The organism is Enterobacter cloacae complex sp. ECL414 (assembly GCF_021869685.1).
GTDB classification, from domain to species: domain Bacteria; phylum Pseudomonadota; class Gammaproteobacteria; order Enterobacterales; family Enterobacteriaceae; genus Enterobacter; species Enterobacter kobei.
Map to the genome: position 1 here is coordinate 162,735 of NZ_CP091482.1, position 18,662 is coordinate 181,396.

20 protein-coding genes are annotated in these 18,662 nt (G+C 47.1%); 12 read left to right on the forward strand and 8 right to left on the reverse strand.

From position 1 onward, the window contains the following. Positions 1-155: 155 nt before the first annotated feature. Positions 156-1,271, reverse strand: coding sequence for a nickel/cobalt efflux protein RcnA (locus tag L3068_RS24130; protein ID WP_001572377.1), 1,116 nt, complete (start codon positions 1,269-1,271; stop codon positions 156-158). Between the two features lie 122 nt (positions 1,272-1,393). Here L3068_RS24130 and rcnR point away from each other — a divergent pair, with 122 nt between their 5' ends. The 3 genes from rcnR (at position 1,394) to L3068_RS24145 (ending at position 4,152) form a co-directional block, all read left to right on the forward strand. Beyond that, positions 1,394-1,666, forward strand: a complete 273-nt coding sequence (gene rcnR / locus L3068_RS24135; protein ID WP_000019951.1) for a Ni(II)/Co(II)-binding transcriptional repressor RcnR — start codon at positions 1,394-1,396, stop codon at positions 1,664-1,666. A 465-nt stretch (positions 1,667-2,131) separates the two neighbouring features. Then, positions 2,132-2,950, forward strand: coding sequence for a DUF4942 domain-containing protein (locus tag L3068_RS24140; protein WP_044704764.1), 819 nt, complete (start codon positions 2,132-2,134; stop codon positions 2,948-2,950). After that, positions 2,947-4,152: a coiled-coil domain-containing protein gene (locus L3068_RS24145; protein WP_001572381.1), complete on the forward strand. Its 1,206-nt coding sequence runs from the start codon at positions 2,947-2,949 to the stop codon at positions 4,150-4,152. Before L3068_RS24140 ends, L3068_RS24145 begins: the two co-directional genes overlap by 4 nt. A 279-nt stretch (positions 4,153-4,431) precedes the next feature. Here L3068_RS24145 and L3068_RS24150 read toward each other — a convergent pair whose 3' ends face one another. Genes L3068_RS24150 through L3068_RS24160 form a run of 3 tightly spaced genes read right to left on the reverse strand, consistent with a single transcriptional unit; the run spans position 4,432 to position 7,429 of the window. Continuing rightward, positions 4,432-5,751, reverse strand: coding sequence for a DUF1173 family protein (locus tag L3068_RS24150; protein WP_000078514.1), 1,320 nt, complete (start codon positions 5,749-5,751; stop codon positions 4,432-4,434). A gap of 22 nt (positions 5,752-5,773) precedes the next feature. After that, complete coding sequence (locus L3068_RS24155; RefSeq protein WP_000220758.1) at positions 5,774-5,941, reverse strand: hypothetical protein; 168 nt, start codon at positions 5,939-5,941, stop codon at positions 5,774-5,776. A 60-nt stretch (positions 5,942-6,001) separates the two neighbouring features. After that, on the reverse strand, positions 6,002-7,429 hold the full coding sequence (locus tag L3068_RS24160; protein WP_000833382.1) for a DNA cytosine methyltransferase: 1,428 nt from the start codon (positions 7,427-7,429) through the stop codon (positions 6,002-6,004). A 214-nt stretch (positions 7,430-7,643) separates the two neighbouring features. On the opposite strand from L3068_RS24160, the gene L3068_RS24165 reads away from it, so the two are divergent. The 8 genes from L3068_RS24165 (at position 7,644) to L3068_RS24200 (ending at position 14,167) form a co-directional block, all read left to right on the forward strand. Further along, positions 7,644-8,159: a thermonuclease family protein gene (locus L3068_RS24165; RefSeq protein WP_031942328.1), complete on the forward strand. Its 516-nt coding sequence runs from the start codon at positions 7,644-7,646 to the stop codon at positions 8,157-8,159. A 2-nt stretch (positions 8,160-8,161) separates the two neighbouring features. Beyond that, a complete protein-coding gene (locus tag L3068_RS24170; RefSeq protein WP_000975181.1) occupies positions 8,162-9,058 on the forward strand; it encodes a hypothetical protein in 897 nt (298 codons plus the stop codon). A 47-nt stretch (positions 9,059-9,105) separates the two neighbouring features. After that, on the forward strand, positions 9,106-9,420 hold the full coding sequence (locus L3068_RS24175) for a hypothetical protein (protein WP_001005009.1): 315 nt from the start codon (positions 9,106-9,108) through the stop codon (positions 9,418-9,420). 73 nt (positions 9,421-9,493) lie between these two features. After that, entirely contained in the window at positions 9,494-9,751 is a 258-nt protein-coding gene (locus tag L3068_RS24180) for a hypothetical protein (RefSeq protein WP_000637193.1), read from the forward strand. Positions 9,752-10,737: 986 nt separating this feature from the next. Next, a complete protein-coding gene (locus tag L3068_RS24185; protein WP_001371914.1) occupies positions 10,738-10,935 on the forward strand; it encodes a hypothetical protein in 198 nt (65 codons plus the stop codon). A 140-nt stretch (positions 10,936-11,075) separates the two neighbouring features. Continuing rightward, the gene (locus L3068_RS24190; protein ID WP_000864986.1) at positions 11,076-11,351 is read left to right on the forward strand and encodes a hypothetical protein; all 276 of its coding nucleotides are present in this window, start codon (positions 11,076-11,078) and stop codon (positions 11,349-11,351) included. A gap of 491 nt (positions 11,352-11,842) precedes the next feature. Continuing rightward, positions 11,843-13,321, forward strand: a complete 1,479-nt coding sequence (locus L3068_RS24195) for a SulP family inorganic anion transporter (RefSeq protein ID WP_000927306.1) — start codon at positions 11,843-11,845, stop codon at positions 13,319-13,321. An 18-nt stretch (positions 13,322-13,339) separates the two neighbouring features. Beyond that, positions 13,340-14,167, forward strand: a complete 828-nt coding sequence (locus L3068_RS24200) for a universal stress protein (RefSeq protein ID WP_001066652.1) — start codon at positions 13,340-13,342, stop codon at positions 14,165-14,167. Positions 14,168-14,226: 59 nt separating this feature from the next. Here the strand turns inward: L3068_RS24200 and arsC are convergent, their stop codons facing one another. Genes arsC through L3068_RS24215 form a run of 3 tightly spaced genes read right to left on the reverse strand, consistent with a single transcriptional unit; the run spans position 14,227 to position 16,320 of the window. Then, complete coding sequence (gene arsC, locus L3068_RS24205) at positions 14,227-14,652, reverse strand: glutaredoxin-dependent arsenate reductase (RefSeq protein WP_000065802.1); 426 nt, start codon at positions 14,650-14,652, stop codon at positions 14,227-14,229. Positions 14,653-14,664: 12 nt separating this feature from the next. Then, positions 14,665-15,954 carry an arsenic transporter gene (locus L3068_RS24210; RefSeq protein WP_000922628.1) on the reverse strand — a complete coding sequence of 430 codons (1,290 nt, stop codon included), beginning with the start codon at positions 15,952-15,954 and terminating at the stop codon, positions 14,665-14,667. A gap of 45 nt (positions 15,955-15,999) precedes the next feature. Beyond that, positions 16,000-16,320: a transcriptional regulator gene (locus tag L3068_RS24215; protein WP_000941305.1), complete on the reverse strand. Its 321-nt coding sequence runs from the start codon at positions 16,318-16,320 to the stop codon at positions 16,000-16,002. An 86-nt stretch (positions 16,321-16,406) separates the two neighbouring features. On the opposite strand from L3068_RS24215, the gene arsH reads away from it, so the two are divergent. Further along, a complete protein-coding gene (arsH, locus tag L3068_RS24220) occupies positions 16,407-17,111 on the forward strand; it encodes an arsenical resistance protein ArsH (protein ID WP_000130816.1) in 705 nt (234 codons plus the stop codon). 32 nt (positions 17,112-17,143) lie between these two features. On the opposite strand, the gene L3068_RS24225 is transcribed toward arsH, so the two are convergent. Beyond that, a complete protein-coding gene (locus L3068_RS24225; RefSeq protein WP_044704760.1) occupies positions 17,144-18,547 on the reverse strand; it encodes an ISNCY family transposase in 1,404 nt (467 codons plus the stop codon). Positions 18,548-18,662: the final 115 nt, after the last annotated feature.

The following is an 18,662-nucleotide window of genomic DNA, read 5'->3' on the forward strand; positions in this document are numbered from 1 at the left end:
ATGGGAATGGATTTAATCAGTTACTTAATCCCTGCCTCAGCAACAAGTCCCGGAAAGAGCAGCTTTATATTCCGGGTTTTTCTGCTCATAACCTCAACGGTGGCGCTTAGGATGTACTTTGTAAGTACCCAGAGTGTGTGTCATCAGTACCGGTGTTAATGCACCAGCCCATTCCAGCCATGTATACCCATGTAAATCCCAACAGCAGCAATCAGGGCGCTTGAAATATAGGGGGCTCTTCTGGCGATGGTATTGAAGCCACTCCAGCGTTTGGCGACCTGACGAACGCTGATCGCCGCACCCACTCCAACCGTTACGAGGGTCAATGCCAGGCCGATACTGAAACAAACAACCAGTGTGGCACCCAGCGTAAGCGCTTTAAGCTGAAGGCAGATCAACAATACAGTTATAGCTGCCGGGCAAGGGATAAGCCCTCCTGTCAGTCCAAATATCAGGATTTGCCCGTTGGTTACTTCTTTCCCGTCGAAGCGGCGTTTTATGTCATTGGCATGAGCCAGTTCGTGAGCGTCCTGATACTCTTTCGAATTCACATCCAGCCCATCAAGCTCAGAGTGGTCATGGTCATGGTCGTGTTCAGCGAACGCCACATCATAGTCATGGACATGACCACGATGTCCCAGAGACAGACGTACGTTGAAACTGTGAGGCTCAGGGATGGGAGATGTTGACTCCAGATAATCACCATGATCAACAAATTCAAAAGTCTGAGAGATCGTACTGTTTTCCCGAAGTGTGGTTAATGAGATATCTTCAGAAGCCCATCTTTGGCCACTAAGAGTGCGTAGCCGCCAGTGGGGAAGTTGTCCTTCTTCAAAAATGGACAGTTCAACTTTTCCATGGCCAGTATCGATCAACCTTGTTTCGTCATGGTGATGATGTTCATTCTCCTGCATTCCCTCCAGCCAGTTTTTCTCACCGCTCCAGGTTCGCCAGAACATCCAAAAAGCCGTACCAAGGATGATCACTGAAGAGACCATCTGTAGCCAGGGTTCGGCTGATTCTGCGGTAAATTTATTACTGATATACATCCCTCCAAAAGCAATCAGCCATACGACTGCAGTGTGCGACAATGTTGCCGCGACACCCAGCATCACGGCCTGACGTACGGTGCCTTTTATAGCAATGATGAATGCTGCCATCATTGTTTTGGAGTGCCCGGGCTCCAGTCCATGAAGCGCGCCAAGCAGAATGGCGCTGGGGATGAAAAACCATGCGTTGCCTTGCTGAAGAAGTGTCGTAAATTCGTTCATGAGAATCATTCTTGGTTATTAAGTGTAGGCCGGATTCTACTCCCCCCCAGTAAAATATACTACCCCCCAGTAGAATAACGCTGGTATAGTTACATAAAATATCCAGGAGAGTGAGAGCCCACATGTCACATACCATCCGCGATAAACAAAAACTGAAAGCACGTACAAGCAAGATCCAGGGGCAGGTTGCTGCGCTGAAAAAAATGCTTGATGAACCTCACGAATGTGCCGCTGTACTGCAACAAATAGCCGCCATACGTGGTGCCGTGAATGGTTTATTGCGTGAAGTGATTAAAGGACATTTGACTGAACATATTGTTCATGAAAGTGAAGAACAGAAACGAGAAGAAGACCTGGACGTTGTGCTGAAGGTTCTGGATTCTTACATCAAGTGACAGTTTGGCTAAAAGCCCTGAGCATTAATTTATCTAAATAACACGTTATCAAGTGACGGTTTTGGGCTGTTTGTAGCGGCATAGTGAGTTTGTTTAATCAATGAGCTTTAAGATGCCCCCCTTCATGCAAGGCAACGCGTACATTTCTGGTACATCTACTTCCCTTACTTTGCTCAGGGCAACCCACATTGTTAAAGCCTCTACTCGCTGACCATCAAAATCACCCAACGTCAGATAATGGAAAAAAATTTTGGATGACATTTTGAAACGTGTCCTCTGCTGTGAACGTCGAGAGATGCTACGCGAGAAAGGAGATGACCTACTTAGTATCCTGTTAAGTAGGTCTATCTGAAGAAGTAGACAACTTTAAAGTCTTTTTCATGTTAAAGGAGACAACTTTAATGTCTGTGTACACCTACCTTTGCTCAAATCAAAATGTTCTGACATACCAAAATGGAGTGTAAAATGACTCAAAACCAGGGTTCTGAGCCAGTACCGGCGAGCCGGACAGGGCAGCTCATCAGCGCCCGGGATATGGCCATGCAGAAATTCGAAGAAGGGATGCGGTTAATCTCGGAAGCGTCGGAACTGTGCGGTCTCTCTCTCTTCACCAGCAGAATTATGCAGCCCAACGCATTTGGTCTTCCGTCGTCACTGGATCGCACCATCGAGGAGGGGCGTAAGGAAATTGACCGTAAAACGTGGAAAAGGCTCTTTGAAGAAACAGGTATGGACCGGTACTGGAACCATAAGCAAAAAGAAGCCTTTAACGAATCCCTTCGTACGGATCCGCCCGTCGCTTCCCTGGAGATTGTTAAGGGAACATTACAGCATGCACTGGCTAACAGACGAGACACCCTTGCAGAAGGTTTCGTTGATGTTCTCAACAAGCTTGACCGAAGTTTCAAAAGCAATGCCAGGCAATATACAATGCCAAAAAAGCTTGTTCTTCGGGGGATTTTTCCTGGTGTGAACGTGCTGAGGTACAACGGTTTCTCGCAGGACAATCACTTTTGTTTACGCGACTTTGAGAATATTGTATGCATCTGTTCTGATACTCCAACACCTGCAACCGGCGGTGGGCTGAGTATGGTCGACAGGCTGACGGCCATGAGAAATACAGAATTCACAGGCGAGTTCAGTGATGAGAATGGCTGGCGGTGTCGCCTGTTTGAGAATGGAAACGTTCATATTTGCATCGACAGTATCTCGCTTCTGAATGCTCTGAACGATCTTATCAGCATATATTTTGCAAACCAGCTTCCGGCCGCAGGAAAAAAATGATGATTGAAAATGATAAAGAAAAAAGCCTGAACGATGCTACCCCGCCAGAGGTGCAGAATGACATCCGCAGCGAATCCACTGAAAAATCAAAGGAAATGGGTCGTTCAAGGTACTCATCTATCGCGATGATCGATTACTTCAATGCAATCGAACGTCTGTGCAAAGAGAAAGAAATTAACCCGGAAAATATCGATCTGAGCTTCAAAGTTCACTGGCTCAGAAACGCTGTTGGCGGCTCGTTTGCAAGGTCACAGGAGATGTTCGCGGAGTACCAGAAGTATGTTAAAGAGGTTCCTGAAGAGGCCCGTTACCTGGATATACCCGATGAGGTAAAGGTTGCACTCGGCGATATTATCTCGTACATCACCTGGCACTACCGTAGAAGCTATACCGCAATACAGAATGATAGTGTTAAAAAAGCTGAAGCACGTAGCATGCAGCTGGAGGAGGAGGTAACGCAGCTGTTACAGCGGCTTGAGCAAAGCGCTACCGATATGGATGAGCTGAAACTTGAGAATCAGGCACTACAGGGTCGATTAGAGATCCGGGACAGTACCGTCAAGGAGTTAGAAACAAGGCTGAATGTTGCCGAAGCAGAACTCGAAACCTGCCATCACCAGTTAGATAGCACACGGCATGAATTGAGCCTCGCACAGCAGTCAAATGACTCACTCTCCCAGCAACTGGCTGAACGTAAAACAGAGATCGCTGGTCACCTTGAATATCAAAAAAAGCTGAACGAAGAGATCAACACGCAGCGTTCTGATAACGCCGGTCTTTCCAGACAATGCGACCAGTTAAGTCAGACTGTGTCAGATACAAAGGCAGAGAGGGACAGGTTTGAACAGGAATTGATTGCTGCACAGAACCTTTGTACTGAGCTGAAAAGTGCACTGTCCGGGAAAGAGGGTGACCTGGTGGCGGTGAATGCCGAGCTTACTGAACTCCATAAACTAAACGAGTCGCTGAGCGCCGACCTGAATAAAGTAACTTTGGTCAGCCAGGGCTATGAAGCGGAAGTGGCTGAACAAAGCAATGAACTCAAAACGCTCCAGGCCAAAGTAATGAAGCTGGAAGCTACCCTGGAGGCGGAGAAAACAATCTCAGAATCCCTGAAAGGCACCATTGATACATTAACTGGTGCAATGGCAGGGGGAGGTACTGGAAAGTCAAAACAGCCGCGTAGCAGAAAAACATCATGATAAATGAAGCCAGGTTGATACACTTCTCTGCATCCCCTGGCACATAAGAACTTCTGCGGACATTCAGCCCGTCCGCAGGAGTTTTCGTCCTTCAGTCAACAAATGCACTACCTTTTTTGAGTCTCCACTTTCCAGAGCAGAAAACACGTTACCGATTCTACCAACAGCTTGTATCTGAGTGATAACCCCAGTCTTGTAATCATCTAGGATCCCTGACAGGAAAGCGTTCAGTTTTGTCTGTTCGCTTAGCGAAAGCATGTAGGACATTTTTTCTCCATTTTAAGCAGGTGTGTCAGTTGAAAGAGGTTTGCGTGATTCTGGAAAATGAGGCAGCACCATAGTTTCAGATGCTGTGGTCGCATCCCAGTGCCACCATCCATAAGGCCCATATTCACGGTTGTAATAATCTTTTTTGAGTTGCTTTCGGGCCAGATAAGCAGGAGTGGCCATACCAAATACTTCCATCGGGAACGGCTTATCGCTTTTTGTGTCGAGCAGGTAGAAGTCAGGGAACACCTCACTAATACTCGCATCATAACGCATGGGCTTAACGTACTGCCGGTGCTCTGCATCCAGCTTTTCTGCAACAACCGCCTCATAGGAGGAGTCCAGAGGTATCCAGTTCTCGCTAACGTGCATCAGCACAATTTGATGAGCTCTTACAGAAGGGCCTCTGCCGGTTACCGCAGCTGGTGACGTCAACGCAAAGACAACTATTTTCGCCCCGGATTTCCATGCTGCGTACTCCGATGAAAATCGTTTCTTTACGCTATCCCAATGGACTTCTGAATTGAAAAAAATCAGCGGTAGCCCCCCAAAATTCCGCAGGGGTAAAAATTTAAGTGGCTTCTCATGCTTTTCAGCATCGTAGCGAGGTAAAACTGACAGGAGCATGAGACGTTTATCACTCATCGCCTGTGATGAAAGACGCTGAATTTGCGACTGAGCGACAGGTTGTTTCGGGTCAGGTACACCAATGAATAAATGGTCACCTATGCAGGCTCTGCCGGTACGAATTTGTTTAGCGGTTTCAAGCAGACGATACCGTACCAGTGAATCGTTACGTTTCCCTGCCATTTTCGGGTACCAGACATTCAGACCAGACTCTGTCCACAAAAGACTAAGCAAGCCCAGGAGGGTCATTGAGGCCTGACCTCCTTCTGGTCGCTGAACATGGGGCAGGGGAGGCACTTCTGATTTTTCAGGAGGATCTTTCTCTGTCATACCGATACCGAGCCTTACAGCCATATCACCTTCGGTTGTAATCCGGACCACACCACTCGCATATCCTTTCAGGCCGGTATGCCGGGCATCAAGGGAGAAGAATACACAGGAAGGATCATGCTCAATGCCCGTGTTAGCGGCTTTGACGAGAATAAAGGCATCACCGTTCGGTAAAGCACGAACATAAAGTCGCTTTTCTCCTTTTCCACGACATCCGCAGGTGATGACTGATTTTTGACCTGAGGTGTGGTGTGCCTTTTTAAGAGCCGACTGCCACCCTTTAGCAAACTCATCCTGCGTTTGAAAGTCAGGTGAATACCTTTTGACGTTTGGATCGTCGTCGTAAGCAATCATCACTGCGAATTTTTGGCTCATAGTAGTCTCCTAAACAGGAAGTTTAATATCCCAACCAGAGCAACACTTCCTGAGCGTCATACTGTTCCTTTACGCCCATGTCGCTAAAGAATTCTTCGAAATCTGTTTCGGGAACGCAATGCCTGGACAGTTCTTGTAATGCTCGTTCTTTAGATACCGTCTCACCTTCAGCTGATTCGAAATACGTCATGGTTGACCTCTGACATTATTACAACAATCTTAAGCATTTAAATTGATGAAGGAGCTCAGGTCAGCTGACTTCGTCGTAAAACTGCCGCAAGCGCTGGGAGGCTGCAAATTCAATTCGTGACTTCAGCAGTTTGGCGACGGCCGCAAAGACATCAACGACCACGGAGTTCCCAAACTGTCTGTAAGCCTGTGTATTGGACACAGGGATACGGAAAACACTTTCCCCGGGTTTATCGAAGCCCATTAGCCTGCTGCATTCACGTGGCGTTAGCATGCGTGGCCGACGGTCCATGTTGTATGTGTTATGGAAATCAGTTTCTCCCAGTTCATGAGACCAGCCCCGATCAATAAGAATTTCAGATCCGTCTTTCATATAGCGGCTTGAGAGGGTTCTGGTGACACTATTAACATTGGAAGGATCTACTAGTCCAAAACCAAAACCATTGCCTTTTGCCGCATGTTTCTTTGCATAGTTGTATAAGTACTCCCAGAGTTTAGGGGAGAGGATGTATTTACTATCTACGCTCGGATCCAGTAAATCTGAGAGAGAAGGGCGCTTGTCCGGATAAAAGTCTTTAATGTCTCTCAGAGTAAAACCGTCTTTCAGACGTAGGTCGCGGCGAAAACCAATAAGGACGATACGTTCACGGTGCTGGGGTCGGAAATGACGGCCATCGATGACTTTAGGATCATCCGCGCCCGTGCTTTCGCTGTTTGCGACGTCGTAGCCAAGCTCATCGAGCGTTTTCATGATGATGTTAAAGGTATTACCCTTATCGTGACTCTTCAGATTTTTTACGTTTTCCAGAACAAAAATTGCAGGTTGTTTTGCCCGGATGATCCTGGCCACATCAAAGAAGAGCGTACCCTGAGTGTCGCACTCGAAACCGTGTTTGCGACCCATAGAGTTCTTTTTACTGACACCGGCGATGCTGAATGGCTGGCATGGAAATCCCGCAAGAAGAACATCATGATCCGGGATAGAGGCATCGATAAATTTGTATGCCTCGTCATCAGTAACCTCGGGCCGGTTGCTAAGAGTGATGTCACGGATGTCTGAATTGAAGCGGTGCTCGTTCTCATCGCAATACCAGTTCGCCCGGTAAGTACGGCTGGAATAAGTATTCCATTCGCTCGTGAAAAGACATTTACCACCGATGGCATCAAATCCGCTTCGCAGTCCACCTATCCCTGCAAACAGATCGATAAAGCTAAAGTGCCTGTCCTCATAATCAGCAGGTCGTGAAGGTATTAAAGTCTGTAGATAGCGTCCATCTGCGATACTCAGCTCACAATGCTCAGGTATGCATGTAACCTGACGTTTAAGGGATGCACGGGACCAATTACTGCCATTTTCATCATTTAATACCTGAGCCAGATATTTCAGGTCATAAATGGTCGAAGCTGTTAACAAAGTTTTGTGGATCAGAGATGGTGTTTTATCCACATCATTCAGGTCTGTCTCAAGATCATGAGTGTAACGTTTCATCCAAACTCTCTCAGGAATAATATCTTTGAGATAGATTAACACGCTTAATTTGGATTATTTTTTGGTTCAGGTTCTAAATTTATTGTGATTATTCTGCCTTTAAGTTGCAAAAAGATTGGTTTTAAGCCCGCCCATGAAATAATGACTTGTTAAAATACTGCCTGTAAATAGGCTTGTGGATACATGTCTGTACTCAACAAATCAAGGTGAAATGATGTTTTTTTTAACAAAGTTACTTTTGCCCATCATGATTGTTGTATTCCCAGTGGCGTCCTGGGGGAACTCAACAACTTTTGAGGCAAAGGTGGTTAAGATTGTTGACGGTGACACCATAACTGCGTTGGATGCTCAAAACACAACCATCAAAATACGGATGTATGGTATAGACGCTCCTGAATCTAAACAGGCTTTTGGCCAAAAAGCAAAACAGGCCTTAACCACAGCTATAGCAACTAAAATCGTTACCGTGATAGACCATGGTACGGATATCTATGGCCGTATGTTAGGTACCATCTGGTTAGATGGATATGATATCAATGCCTCTATGGTGGACAGTGGATATGCGTGGGTTTATCGGTTCGAAGATAACGCCATTGTCCCTGGCTATATCAAATATGAATCCGCAGCACAAAAGGAGGCAAAAGGGTTATGGGCAGACACCAACCCTGTCCCACCATGGCAGTGGAGACAGGCAAACGAAAAGCCCAGAAAGGTGAAAGGGAAGAAATAACCATGATGAAAGAGCCTCATCCGTTACTTCAGTTGGTACTAAACGATTCCGGTCGTCTAACCATGCCTGTTTATTATAGAGATCAACAGTATTGCCCGACTTGCCTTACAAAGGTGTTGAAGAGTGAGGATGGAAGTTTGGCGCACCTCGGGGAAATAAATCAAAATACATGTAGACCTTCTATTTCAGTAGTTGTGACAAAAGCAATTATTGAAATGTTATGTGACGGGGAAAAAATATTTGTAAATCCAATACGATACCGAGGCCGGGTGCTGGCACCCTCAGTAATTTTTTCTCCCGACACTCACACTTTCAAACCGTTTATAAATACAGACTATCAGCCTGTGGGAGCAAACTGGAAAAGTGAAAAGGGATATAAACTCGGTCTGTTTTATCTCAAAGATCGAGCCAACTCTATCAATAAAGAGGAATTTGATTTCATTGCCGTTATAGACCCTAAGGCAATGCAGAAAGAATTTATTTCGGCCTGGTCTGAGGTTGATGAAAAAAATCCATTGGAAACGCTGAAGCAGATCTTACGATCTAAAAACAACTCTTCTTTATGGGTAAAATGGCCTGGCAAAATTGAGCATGCGCAAAAAGGAAATTGCAACGAAAATTACTGGTTCGATTATCAATCTGATAATCAGGAAGTGAACTGTACGGTCTCTGTTGTAGGTATCGAAGGTAACAGTTCCGGTGAGACAATTTATAGATTGCAAACTTTGCTAAAGCGTAAGCTCAATGAATATCAACTGGTTCGGTCTTTAGGGACTATTATGCTTCTTGATAATACCGGGAATATGATTCCATCAAACCATCCTTATTTTGAAGTCATCTCAAAAGCATGTATAAATGGAGTGCGTGACTTTGTTCGTCAAAACCCGTGGGTAGTCTGACGGTCAACTATAAAGCATAATATAATTAGTAATAACAAGGAACAGACATGAATGAAAACTCAGTAATCTTAATAAGTTTATTTTGGTTTTTTTTTGGATCGAGTGTTGTAGCTGGTTTTATGGATGCATCATTATATTGCTGGATTTTTGCAGCCATAAGCGCATTGTTTCTTCTTTCGGTGATACAAACACCAAAGGAGTTAACGGTATCTATTCTTCTTGCGGTACTTATGGCAAGCTCCGCAGGTGTTTTCATTCTGGCTTATAAAGTCAAAACGAATGTCGTTTCACCAATCTATCTCTTAAAAAAGCCTACTGCATACATGGCTGAAATAGATAACCGAAGGATTCATGGTTACTAAATATTTTGCAATTGCATCATTTGACGGTCCGGGTTTATTTACCCACAGCATCGACTAATTCAAGAGGTTACATATGATAGTTTCAGAAGCAATTTTTTATTCTTCTATTATTTCCTGGGTTCTTTATTGGTGGTTTATTGGAAATATTACTAAAAAGGTAGGGATGCTTGTTGTTCCACTCACGCTTACCTTCGGATGTTACATTTATGCAATTCATTTGGATGATTCCGAACAGCAAACCAATTTACGTTGGGAGCAGATCGGTTTTATTACCTTTATAATTGTGATAATGTGGGCAGGAAAGTTTGTGATGAAAAGACTATCTGAATGATGATCTAATCCACACTTTTCGATATCTTAGAAAAGTAACTTTGTGAGCAAACAGTCATATGACATGCAAAACGCTGATCTCAAAGACAGATGATGGATACACATTTAGCATTTCACCTTACGAAGACGGGTACCGCTTATCAGTCTCGCCTGAAAATCGTCACAATGGTACCCAAAGCTTTGACGGCTGGTTCCCACGTTTTTTTTCCGAACCACAGTATGCCAAATCATCTTTAACTAAGTTTCTCGGTGAGTCCTTAGTATGGGAAGAAGATTCAAGTAATGCTCTATGAGATTACTTATTATAAATTTTTCTATTAATCTCCATGGAGTGATATATGAATTTGGCCTATTTTTTATTTTTGTCTATAACTGTTATGCTTACGAGCTTTATTATTAAATCACTTGTCGTATTGGTAAAGTTCAAATTACTTCGTGATGAACGTCTCGAATATACCAGCAATAAAAATATTGATGAGATGTACGATTTAATGAATGCGAAGGAAGAAATCCTCATAAGGCATCATAAGCAGATGTTGGCATTGCATCTTTCACTATTAATATTCGTTCTATTTATTGCTTACATTTACTAAAAATAATTTTATTCAACATTTCAACAAAGGGTTTTCAATGGAAAGCTTCGAAACTGAACAAATGATTCAATATGCTTTCTACATAAATATCGTAATAACGACTGGTTTGGCATGGTTTTGCTTGCGGTCAGGATTGCATTACAATTTTTTCAGAAAAGCAGAGAGTGCCAGAACAAAAGGGCTGAGTAGTACCTCTACTGAACACGGTCCAGCAATTGTGAGAATAAAGAAGCTACAAGCATTAGTAGATTTTATTAGTAACTGTGCTTTTCTAATCCTTTCAATTGGCACAGCTTATATTTTGTATTTTTGGATCCACAGTTAACTCATACAAGGTAACTTCGGCAAATAACAACTTCTAATGCAGGACTTTAATAACTATAACGGATGCTACATGAAAAACGACAGTTTAATTACGCGGTATAAAATACTTAAAGGCGAACGCGATGAGTCTATCTTCACCATAATAATCGCGCTAGTAGTAAAGCTGGGGCTGGTAGCCCTGGCATTCTATCTGTTGCTTGGTTCCACGATTGATTGGTCAAGCTGGAAAACCTATGCCGCCATGTTGATCTTTGGAGCATTTCTCTAAAAGGATGACCACGGCAATACCAGGTCAGACAACAAGGTCGTTAGCATGATCGTTGGAAGCAACGGAAGCACCTTGAAAAAGGTCGGCAGCACTATAAAATCCATCAGCAATGCACACAAATAAACTACTGGTATCTTAAAATGAAAGTGAAAGAGTTGATCGCCATGCTGAACGAAAGAGACCCTGAGGCAATTGTTCTGATTTCCGGCTATGAAACGATCGGCGGCACGGAAGTCGCAGAAGCTGATTTGCTCATTGATATGCAGTCAATATGCTTAGAACAGGCTGATAATCTCACAGGAAACCGTAAAGTTGTTTCTTCCGGTGGTGAAGATTCAGTTTGGTTAGGCTGGAAAGATGATTACCGTACAAAGGTGTTTTTAGAAGATGCCCAAATTCCTGATCAAGATGAATGACGGTCAGCGTTGGCTTCAAAGGCAATCTATCAGTACGTGAAACGTAAATGTTAAAAAATAACCACATATGAATCAATAACTTATGTCAAAGCTAAGTAGAGATGTCCGGGGTGGGGCAAAGTTCAAATGTCCTTTGATAATATTGAATTCCTGGATAAAAATCGCATCTTAACCTCTTCGTTTGAGTACCTTGTTGGGTTGACCCCGTATTCGCTTTATTTGTAGTATTGGGCTGCTTTGAAGTGTTTCATGTTCAAACGCGACGTGTTCTGTAAGTTCTTCCTGACAACAGAGCCGACAATATATACACATCCGCTATGGAGAATCTGACAACCGCTATGCGTATTACGCCACCCTGAGTTTTTCCTTCCTCTGTCGTACTGAGCAAGCCTCAGCACGCACTCAATAACATCCCGTCTGCGGATGTGCTTTACCGTACGTAAAAATGTAGCCCTCCAGGGCTGACTGTATCTAAAAACTGAGAAATTACTATGTTGCTGTCCTCGACGCGTAAGGACTGGCTGGGTAACGTCCGTGGTGACGTTCTGGCCGGTATTGTTGTCGCGCTCGCACTCATTCCAGAAGCGATCGCCTTTTCCATTATCGCCGGTGTTGATCCCCAGGTGGGCCTCTACTCGGCGTTCTGTATTCCTCTCGTTATGGCCTTCTTTGGCGGACGTCCGGCGATGATTTCGTCCTCCACCGGTGCAATGGCTCTCCTGATGGTGACGCTGGTGAAAGATCATGGCTTACAGTATTTACTGGCTGCCTCCATACTGACCGGGGTATTCCAGCTGATAGCCGGATATCTGAAGCTTGGCGGGCTGATGCGTTTTGTTTCACGCTCAGTGGTCACGGGGTTTGTTAATGCACTGGCAATACTGATTTTTATGGCCCAGTTGCCTGAGCTGACCAATGTGACATGGCATGTTTATGCCATGACTGCGGCAGGGCTGGGGATCATCTATCTCTTCCCTTATATCAACAAAACCATTCCTTCACCGCTTGTGTGCATCGTGGTGCTGACTGGGATTGCCATGTGGCTGCATCTGGATGTGCGAACCGTCGGGGATATGGGGAAACTTCCCGACAGTCTGCCGGTCTTCCTGCTCCCGGACGTGCCTTTAAATCTTCAGACGCTGCTCATCATCCTGCCATATTCTGCGGGGCTTGCGGTGGTTGGCCTGCTTGAGTCGATGATGACCGCCACTATCGTGGATGACATGACCGACACGCCAAGCGACAAAAACAGGGAGTGCAAAGCTCAGGGCATCGCGAACATCTGCACATCCTTTATCGGAGGAATGGCAGGCTGCGCGATGATTGGGCAATCTGTTATCAACGTAAAATCCGGTGGACGCGGACGACTTTCAACCCTCACGGCGGGCGTGGTGCTGCTTTGCCTGATTGTGTTCCTGCGCAACTGGGTCTCCCAAATTCCGATGGCAGCGCTGGTCGCGGTGATGATTATGGTTTCCATCGGGACATTCTCCTGGCGCTCCATTGCCAACCTGCGGACACACCCCCTTTCAACCAGCGTGGTCATGCTTGCCACCGTCGCGGTTGTGGTGGCAACACATAATCTGGCCTTCGGTGTGCTGACCGGTGTACTGATTGCTTCGCTCAATTTTGCCACTAAAGTATCCCGGTTCATGCGTGTAACCTCAGTTCTGGAGGGGACGAGCCGGACGTATACCGTCACCGGCCAGGTATTCTTTGCATCAGCAGACCGCTTTACGAGCCACTTTGATTTCCGTGAAGCGATTGAGAATGTGGTGATAGACGTTTCACATGCCCATTTCTGGGACATCACGTCCGTCAGCGCCCTGGATAAGGTGGTCATTAAGTTCCGTAGAGAGGGCGCCGGGGTTGAAATACGTGGGATGAATGAAGCCACCCGCACCATCGTTGACCGGTTTGGTGTTCACGATAAACCTGAAGAAGTCGAAAAACTGATGGGCGGTCATTAACAGACTGGAGGGAAAACTATGAATAATACTGTTACAGCCTGTGTGGACGGTTCACTTTCAACGCGGTCAGTGTGTGAATATGCGGCGTGGGCAGCCCGCACTTTGCAATCACAGCTAGCACTGTTGCACGTTATCGAAAAAGACAGCACCCCGGTAGTGTCAGACCTGACCGGCACTCTCGGCATAGACAGTCAGCAATTGCTGACCGATGAGCTGGTAGAAATTGAAGGGCAACGTAATCGCCTGCTGATGGCCCAGGGGAAAGCAATACTGGAAAGTTGTGCTGAACTGCTTCAAAAACAGGGAAGCCCGGATGTGCTTTTGATGCAAAAACACGGTACACCGGATGAAGTTCTGGCAGAGCTGAGCGACCTTCGTCTCATGGTGCTGGGGCGTCGGGGTAGCCAGCATCCGGTAGGCTCTCATCTGGAAAGCGTTATTCGTCTGCAAAAGAAACCCCTACTGGTTGTTCCGGAGAACTACTCAGTGCCTTCCAGAGTCATGCTGGCTTATGATGGCAGTGAAGAAAGCAGGAGTAACCTGGAACGTCTGACGATGAGTCCCTTACTCAGGGGGCTGGAGTGCCACCTTGTCATGGTAAACGGTAAGAAGGAAGAGCTGCTGACCGCACAGCAAATTTTACGTGACGCGGATATAGAAAACAGCACAACACATCTTACCGGGCAATCAGTCGGGGACGCGCTTATTCGTTACGCCGAGGAAAATGCTGTCGATCTGATAGTGATGGGGGCCTACGGTCATTCCAGGTTGCGGCAGTTCTTTATCGGTAGTCATACCTCCGAAATGCTGCAAAAGACGCAACAACCGCTTCTTATCCTCCGTTAGCACTGATTATCTTAAATAAAAAAGGGCGAGTTCTCTCGCCCTTCGTCACAAGAACACGTTTAGTTCAGCCGGTTACCTTTTTCATCAACTACCTTCTCACCGTCCTCTTTCGTGAACGCGCTTTTCTGCGCATCGGGAAGAATATCCAGCACGACTTCAGAAGGGCGGCATAGCCGGGTACCCAGCGGCGTTACCACGATAGGGCGATTGATCAGAACAGGGTGCTGCAACATAAAATCGATTAACTGCTCGTCAGTAAAGCGGTCTTCCGCCAGCCCTAACGCTTCAAAAGGTTCGACATTCTTACGCAGCAGCGCTCGTACCGTGATCCCCATATCCGCAATGAGTTTTACCAGCTCAGCTCGTGATGGTGGGGTTTCAAGATAATGAATAACGGTCGGCTCTGTACCGCTGTTGCGGATCATTTCAAGGGTATTGCGTGACGTGCCGCAGGCCGGGTTGTGATAAATGGTAATGTTGCTCATATCAGTATCTCATTACAAAGTGAAAGACAGACGAAGCGCCAGTGCTGCAAGCGTGACAAACAGCACGGGGATTGTCATGACAATGCCCACCCGGAAGTAATATCCCCAGGTAATTTTGATATTTTTCTGCGACAGAACGTGCAGCCACAGTAACGTTGCCAGACTGCCGATAGGGGTAATTTTTGGCCCCAGGTCGCTGCCGATGACGTTGGCGTAAATCATCGCTTCTTTGATAACACCGGTCGCTGTGCTGCCATCAATCGACAGCGCCCCGACCAGCACGGTCGGCATATTGTTCATCACTGATGACAGGAAGGCCGTCAGGAAGCCCGTACCCAGCGTTGCCGCCCACAATCCCTGCTCTGCCAGCTGATTCAGCAAGGAAGAGAGATAGTGGGTCAGACCGGCATTTCGTAAGCCGTAGACCACCAGGTACATCCCCAGCGAGAAGATAACGATTTGCCAGGGCGCACCACGCAGCACCTTACCGGTGTTAATGGCATGCCCTTTTTTCGCAACAGCAAACAGAAGCAATGCACCAGCGGCTGCGACCAAACTGACCGGTACGCCCAGCGGCTCCAGTCCGAAGAATCCCACCAGAAGCAACACCAGAACCAGCCAGCCGGTTTTAAAGGTATTCACATCACGTATAGCGTCTTTCGGTTCTTTCAACAGAGAAACGTCGTAAACGGCGGGAATGTCCTTACGGAAAAACAGATGCAGCATCACCAGCGTAGCCGCAATCGCGGCCAGGTTAACCGGGACCATCACGGCGGCATATTCTGAGAAACCAAGCTTAAAGAAATCCGCCGAGACGATATTCACCAGGTTTGAGACAATCAGTGGCAGGCTTGCCGTGTCAGCGATAAACCCTGCGGCCATGATAAACGCTAAGGTTGCTCCCCGGCTGAATCCCAGCGCCAGCAGCATCGCGATAACGATAGGTGTCAGGATCAGTGCCGCACCGTCGTTGGCAAACAGTGCCGCAACCATCGCACCAAGCAGGACGATCCAGGTGAAGAGCAGCCGCCCCCGGCCATTCCCCCAACGGGCAACGTGCAGCGCGGCCCATTCAAAGAAGCCGGATTCGTCGAGCAGAAGACTGATGATGATCACGGCGATAAAGGTGGCGGTCGCATTCCACACTATCTGCCAGACCACCGGAATATCCCCCAGATGAACGACGCCAGTCAGCAATGCCAGAATTGCGCCCAGTGAGGCACTCCAGCCAATCCCCAGCCCTCTGGGTTGCCAGATAACCAGGACGAGCGTGAATAAAAAGATAGCACCAGCCAGTAACATCAGAAACTCCATTCACATTTGTTTATTCGGATATATATATCGCCATCAGCAGGAGACAGATGCCACGCTACTGAGCTTGTTGCGTATGTTTTCTCGTTCACAGTTCCAGGCTGTATCAATAATACCCGCAGCCCATGCTGGCATGTGTGGCGACAGTCGGTAATGCACCCATTTTCCTTCGCGACGGTCGATGACCAGCTCGGCTTCACGTAAAAGGGCCATATGGCGAGAAATTTTTGGCTGAGACTCTGCGGTTGCCGCACAGATGTCACAGACGCACATTTCACCGGACTCCCTGAGAAGCATCACGATAGTTGAACGGGTCTCGTCGGCGAGCAGTTTAAAAAGCTGAACAGGCTGTAGCATGCTTAACCTCGTAAAAAAATAACAATACATATGGTATTTCATATGTGATAACTTTTAAAGCATAGCTTATGAAATGGAGATTTTTTATGACCGACTTACCAGCAATCGAACCGGCTTATTTTGATGATGCGCTTGCCAGCAAACTTACGGGCAACAACGAAACCATGCCGCGAATTCTCATCCTGTACGGTTCAGTACGAGAGCGGTCCTACAGTCGTTTTGCAGCGGAAGAGGCCGGGCGGTTGCTGGCAAAGATGGGGGCTGAGGTGAAAATATTTAACCCATCCGGTCTGCCGTTACCCGATGATGCGCCCGAAAGTCACCCCAAAGTGCTTGAACTCCGCGAGCTGGTCAGGTGGTGTGACGGAATGGTCTGGAGTTCTCCGGAAAGACATGGCGCCATGAGCTCGGTGATGAAGGCCCAGATTGACTGGATACCCCTGAGTGAAGGTGCTGTTCGTCCTTCCCAGGGTAAAACGCTGGCCGTCATGCAGGTTTGTGGTGGTTCACAGTCGTTTAACACGGTCAATCAGATGCGGATACTTGGCCGCTGGATGCGGATGTTCACCATCCCCAATCAGTCGTCAGTGCCAAAGGCATGGCAGGAATTTGATGATGAAGGGCGCATGAAACCCTCACCCTGGTATGACAGGATTGTCGACGTTACCGAAGAGTTGTTCAAAATGACGTTACTCCTGAAAGGGCACACAGCCTACCTGTCCGACCGCTACAGCGAAAGGAAAGAGAGTCATCAGGAGCTCGCGGCACGGGTCAATCAGGCCAAAATCTGACAGCCAGGCATGCCCGGATGGATTACCGGGCTTTAAATCGGTTTCTTCCCAAATATCTCTTCAGAGCGTGACTGAAGTTTCACCAGGGCATTGAACATATCGTCCTGATCCAGGGAACGCTGGGATTTCTTCGTCGTGGGAGCTTTACGCCTGCGAGAAGGGCCGTCTCCGGATGGTACGGATTGCGACCGGTTATTATCCCGCTCGGCCTGGACCAGCTGCGCCATTTCCAGGGCCCGCCCCAGACGTTTGTTATCCACAATGGCCCCCTGATCGATTTCAGAAAGCTTGTCATAGGTGGAGTAGGGAAGTGATACGCCATTAAGCCGGAGCTCTTTATGTCCATCCGGGTAATGCCAGACATCGATGTATTTACCAATCGCCCGACGACTGAATTCGCTGTCTTCAATCAGATAAAGGACTTTGTCGTATTGCACTGTGAGTGATTTCGACACTTTACGAGCTTCATGCCAGTTAAATACCATATCAAGATCGTCATCGACATCCAGTTCCCGATGAACATCAAACGCCTGGCGAGGCGCTTTTGCGAAACGACGGTTGTAATCGTTCATGAACTCTTCGGCAAATGCGTTCGCAGCTTCCATGGAACTGATGCCCTGGAGCCTGAGCTCCTTGACCAGTCGGTCCTGAAGCGTCAGGTGCGCCCGTTCAACGCGGCCTTTGGCAGCACTGGTTTCTGCACAAATGGTCTGAATGTTCAGTTCATGCATCGCACGGCCAAACTGGGTATCGCCGTCGCCGCCGGTTGCATTTTTATTGTTGATCCTGAATACGCTGGCTTTGTCGCTGTACAGCGCAAGCGGTTTGCCATGTTTTTCAATATAGCCCCGGGTCGCTTCAAAATAGGTGAAAGTAGACTCAGATTTCACGAAAAGAAGCTGCATTAAACGACTGGTTGCGTCATCAACGTAAACCAGTGCCGTACACTTAGGTCCCCGATTTTCAAACCAGTGGTGGTCGCAGCCGTCGATTTGTATGAGTTCACCGGCACAGGCACGGCGGTAACGAGGTTGCTGAATTTTTGGCGCACGTTGCTTACGTGGGACCCACAGACTGGCCTGAGTCATCAGCTTACGGACGGTTTCTTTGGAAAGATGAACACCGTGCACCTCAGACAGTTTTTCACAGGCCAGCGTCGGACCGAAATCGTTATAGCGTTCGCGAATAATGTTCAGCGCGTATGCGGCCAGTCCCTGAGGCAACTGGTTGTTACTGGATTTACCACGACGGCGGCTGGTCATGCCAATCGGACCATCTTCACGATAACGCGCAAGCAGACGACGGCACTGACGGTCGGAGATACCAAGCCGCTGAGCTGCCATTTGTGTTGTCAGACGCCGGTCGATGACATCCTGAATGATTTTGAGTCGGTTAACTTCATCCAATGTGAAAAACTCCGCTGCGAGAGCCGTCATGGTAATCCTTACTTGATTATACACGCCGGACATCTTAACTTAGCCATTATCGGACATTACAACTTTGCTACTACAACTTATGTCAAAGCAAGTTTAAAATGTCACCTCTTTGTGC

Coding starts and splice junctions, on each gene's coding strand:
- L3068_RS24130 (WP_001572377.1), bottom strand. CDS start 1,271: ATGAACGAATTTACGACACTTCTTCAGCAAGGCAACGCATGGTTTTTC.
- rcnR (WP_000019951.1), top strand. CDS start 1,394: ATGTCACATACCATCCGCGATAAACAAAAACTGAAAGCACGTACAAGC.
- L3068_RS24140 (WP_044704764.1), top strand. CDS start 2,132: ATGACTCAAAACCAGGGTTCTGAGCCAGTACCGGCGAGCCGGACAGGG.
- L3068_RS24145 (WP_001572381.1), top strand. CDS start 2,947: ATGATGATTGAAAATGATAAAGAAAAAAGCCTGAACGATGCTACCCCG.
- L3068_RS24150 (WP_000078514.1), bottom strand. CDS start 5,751: ATGAGCCAAAAATTCGCAGTGATGATTGCTTACGACGACGATCCAAAC.
- L3068_RS24155 (WP_000220758.1), bottom strand. CDS start 5,941: ATGACGTATTTCGAATCAGCTGAAGGTGAGACGGTATCTAAAGAACGA.
- L3068_RS24160 (WP_000833382.1), bottom strand. CDS start 7,429: ATGAAACGTTACACTCATGATCTTGAGACAGACCTGAATGATGTGGAT.
- L3068_RS24165 (WP_031942328.1), top strand. CDS start 7,644: ATGTTTTTTTTAACAAAGTTACTTTTGCCCATCATGATTGTTGTATTC.
- L3068_RS24170 (WP_000975181.1), top strand. CDS start 8,162: ATGATGAAAGAGCCTCATCCGTTACTTCAGTTGGTACTAAACGATTCC.
- L3068_RS24175 (WP_001005009.1), top strand. CDS start 9,106: ATGAATGAAAACTCAGTAATCTTAATAAGTTTATTTTGGTTTTTTTTT.
- L3068_RS24180 (WP_000637193.1), top strand. CDS start 9,494: ATGATAGTTTCAGAAGCAATTTTTTATTCTTCTATTATTTCCTGGGTT.
- L3068_RS24185 (WP_001371914.1), top strand. CDS start 10,738: ATGAAAAACGACAGTTTAATTACGCGGTATAAAATACTTAAAGGCGAA.
- L3068_RS24190 (WP_000864986.1), top strand. CDS start 11,076: ATGAAAGTGAAAGAGTTGATCGCCATGCTGAACGAAAGAGACCCTGAG.
- L3068_RS24195 (WP_000927306.1), top strand. CDS start 11,843: ATGTTGCTGTCCTCGACGCGTAAGGACTGGCTGGGTAACGTCCGTGGT.
- L3068_RS24200 (WP_001066652.1), top strand. CDS start 13,340: ATGAATAATACTGTTACAGCCTGTGTGGACGGTTCACTTTCAACGCGG.
- arsC (WP_000065802.1), bottom strand. CDS start 14,652: ATGAGCAACATTACCATTTATCACAACCCGGCCTGCGGCACGTCACGC.
- L3068_RS24210 (WP_000922628.1), bottom strand. CDS start 15,954: ATGTTACTGGCTGGTGCTATCTTTTTATTCACGCTCGTCCTGGTTATC.
- L3068_RS24215 (WP_000941305.1), bottom strand. CDS start 16,320: ATGCTACAGCCTGTTCAGCTTTTTAAACTGCTCGCCGACGAGACCCGT.
- arsH (WP_000130816.1), top strand. CDS start 16,407: ATGACCGACTTACCAGCAATCGAACCGGCTTATTTTGATGATGCGCTT.
- L3068_RS24225 (WP_044704760.1), bottom strand. CDS start 18,547: ATGACGGCTCTCGCAGCGGAGTTTTTCACATTGGATGAAGTTAACCGA.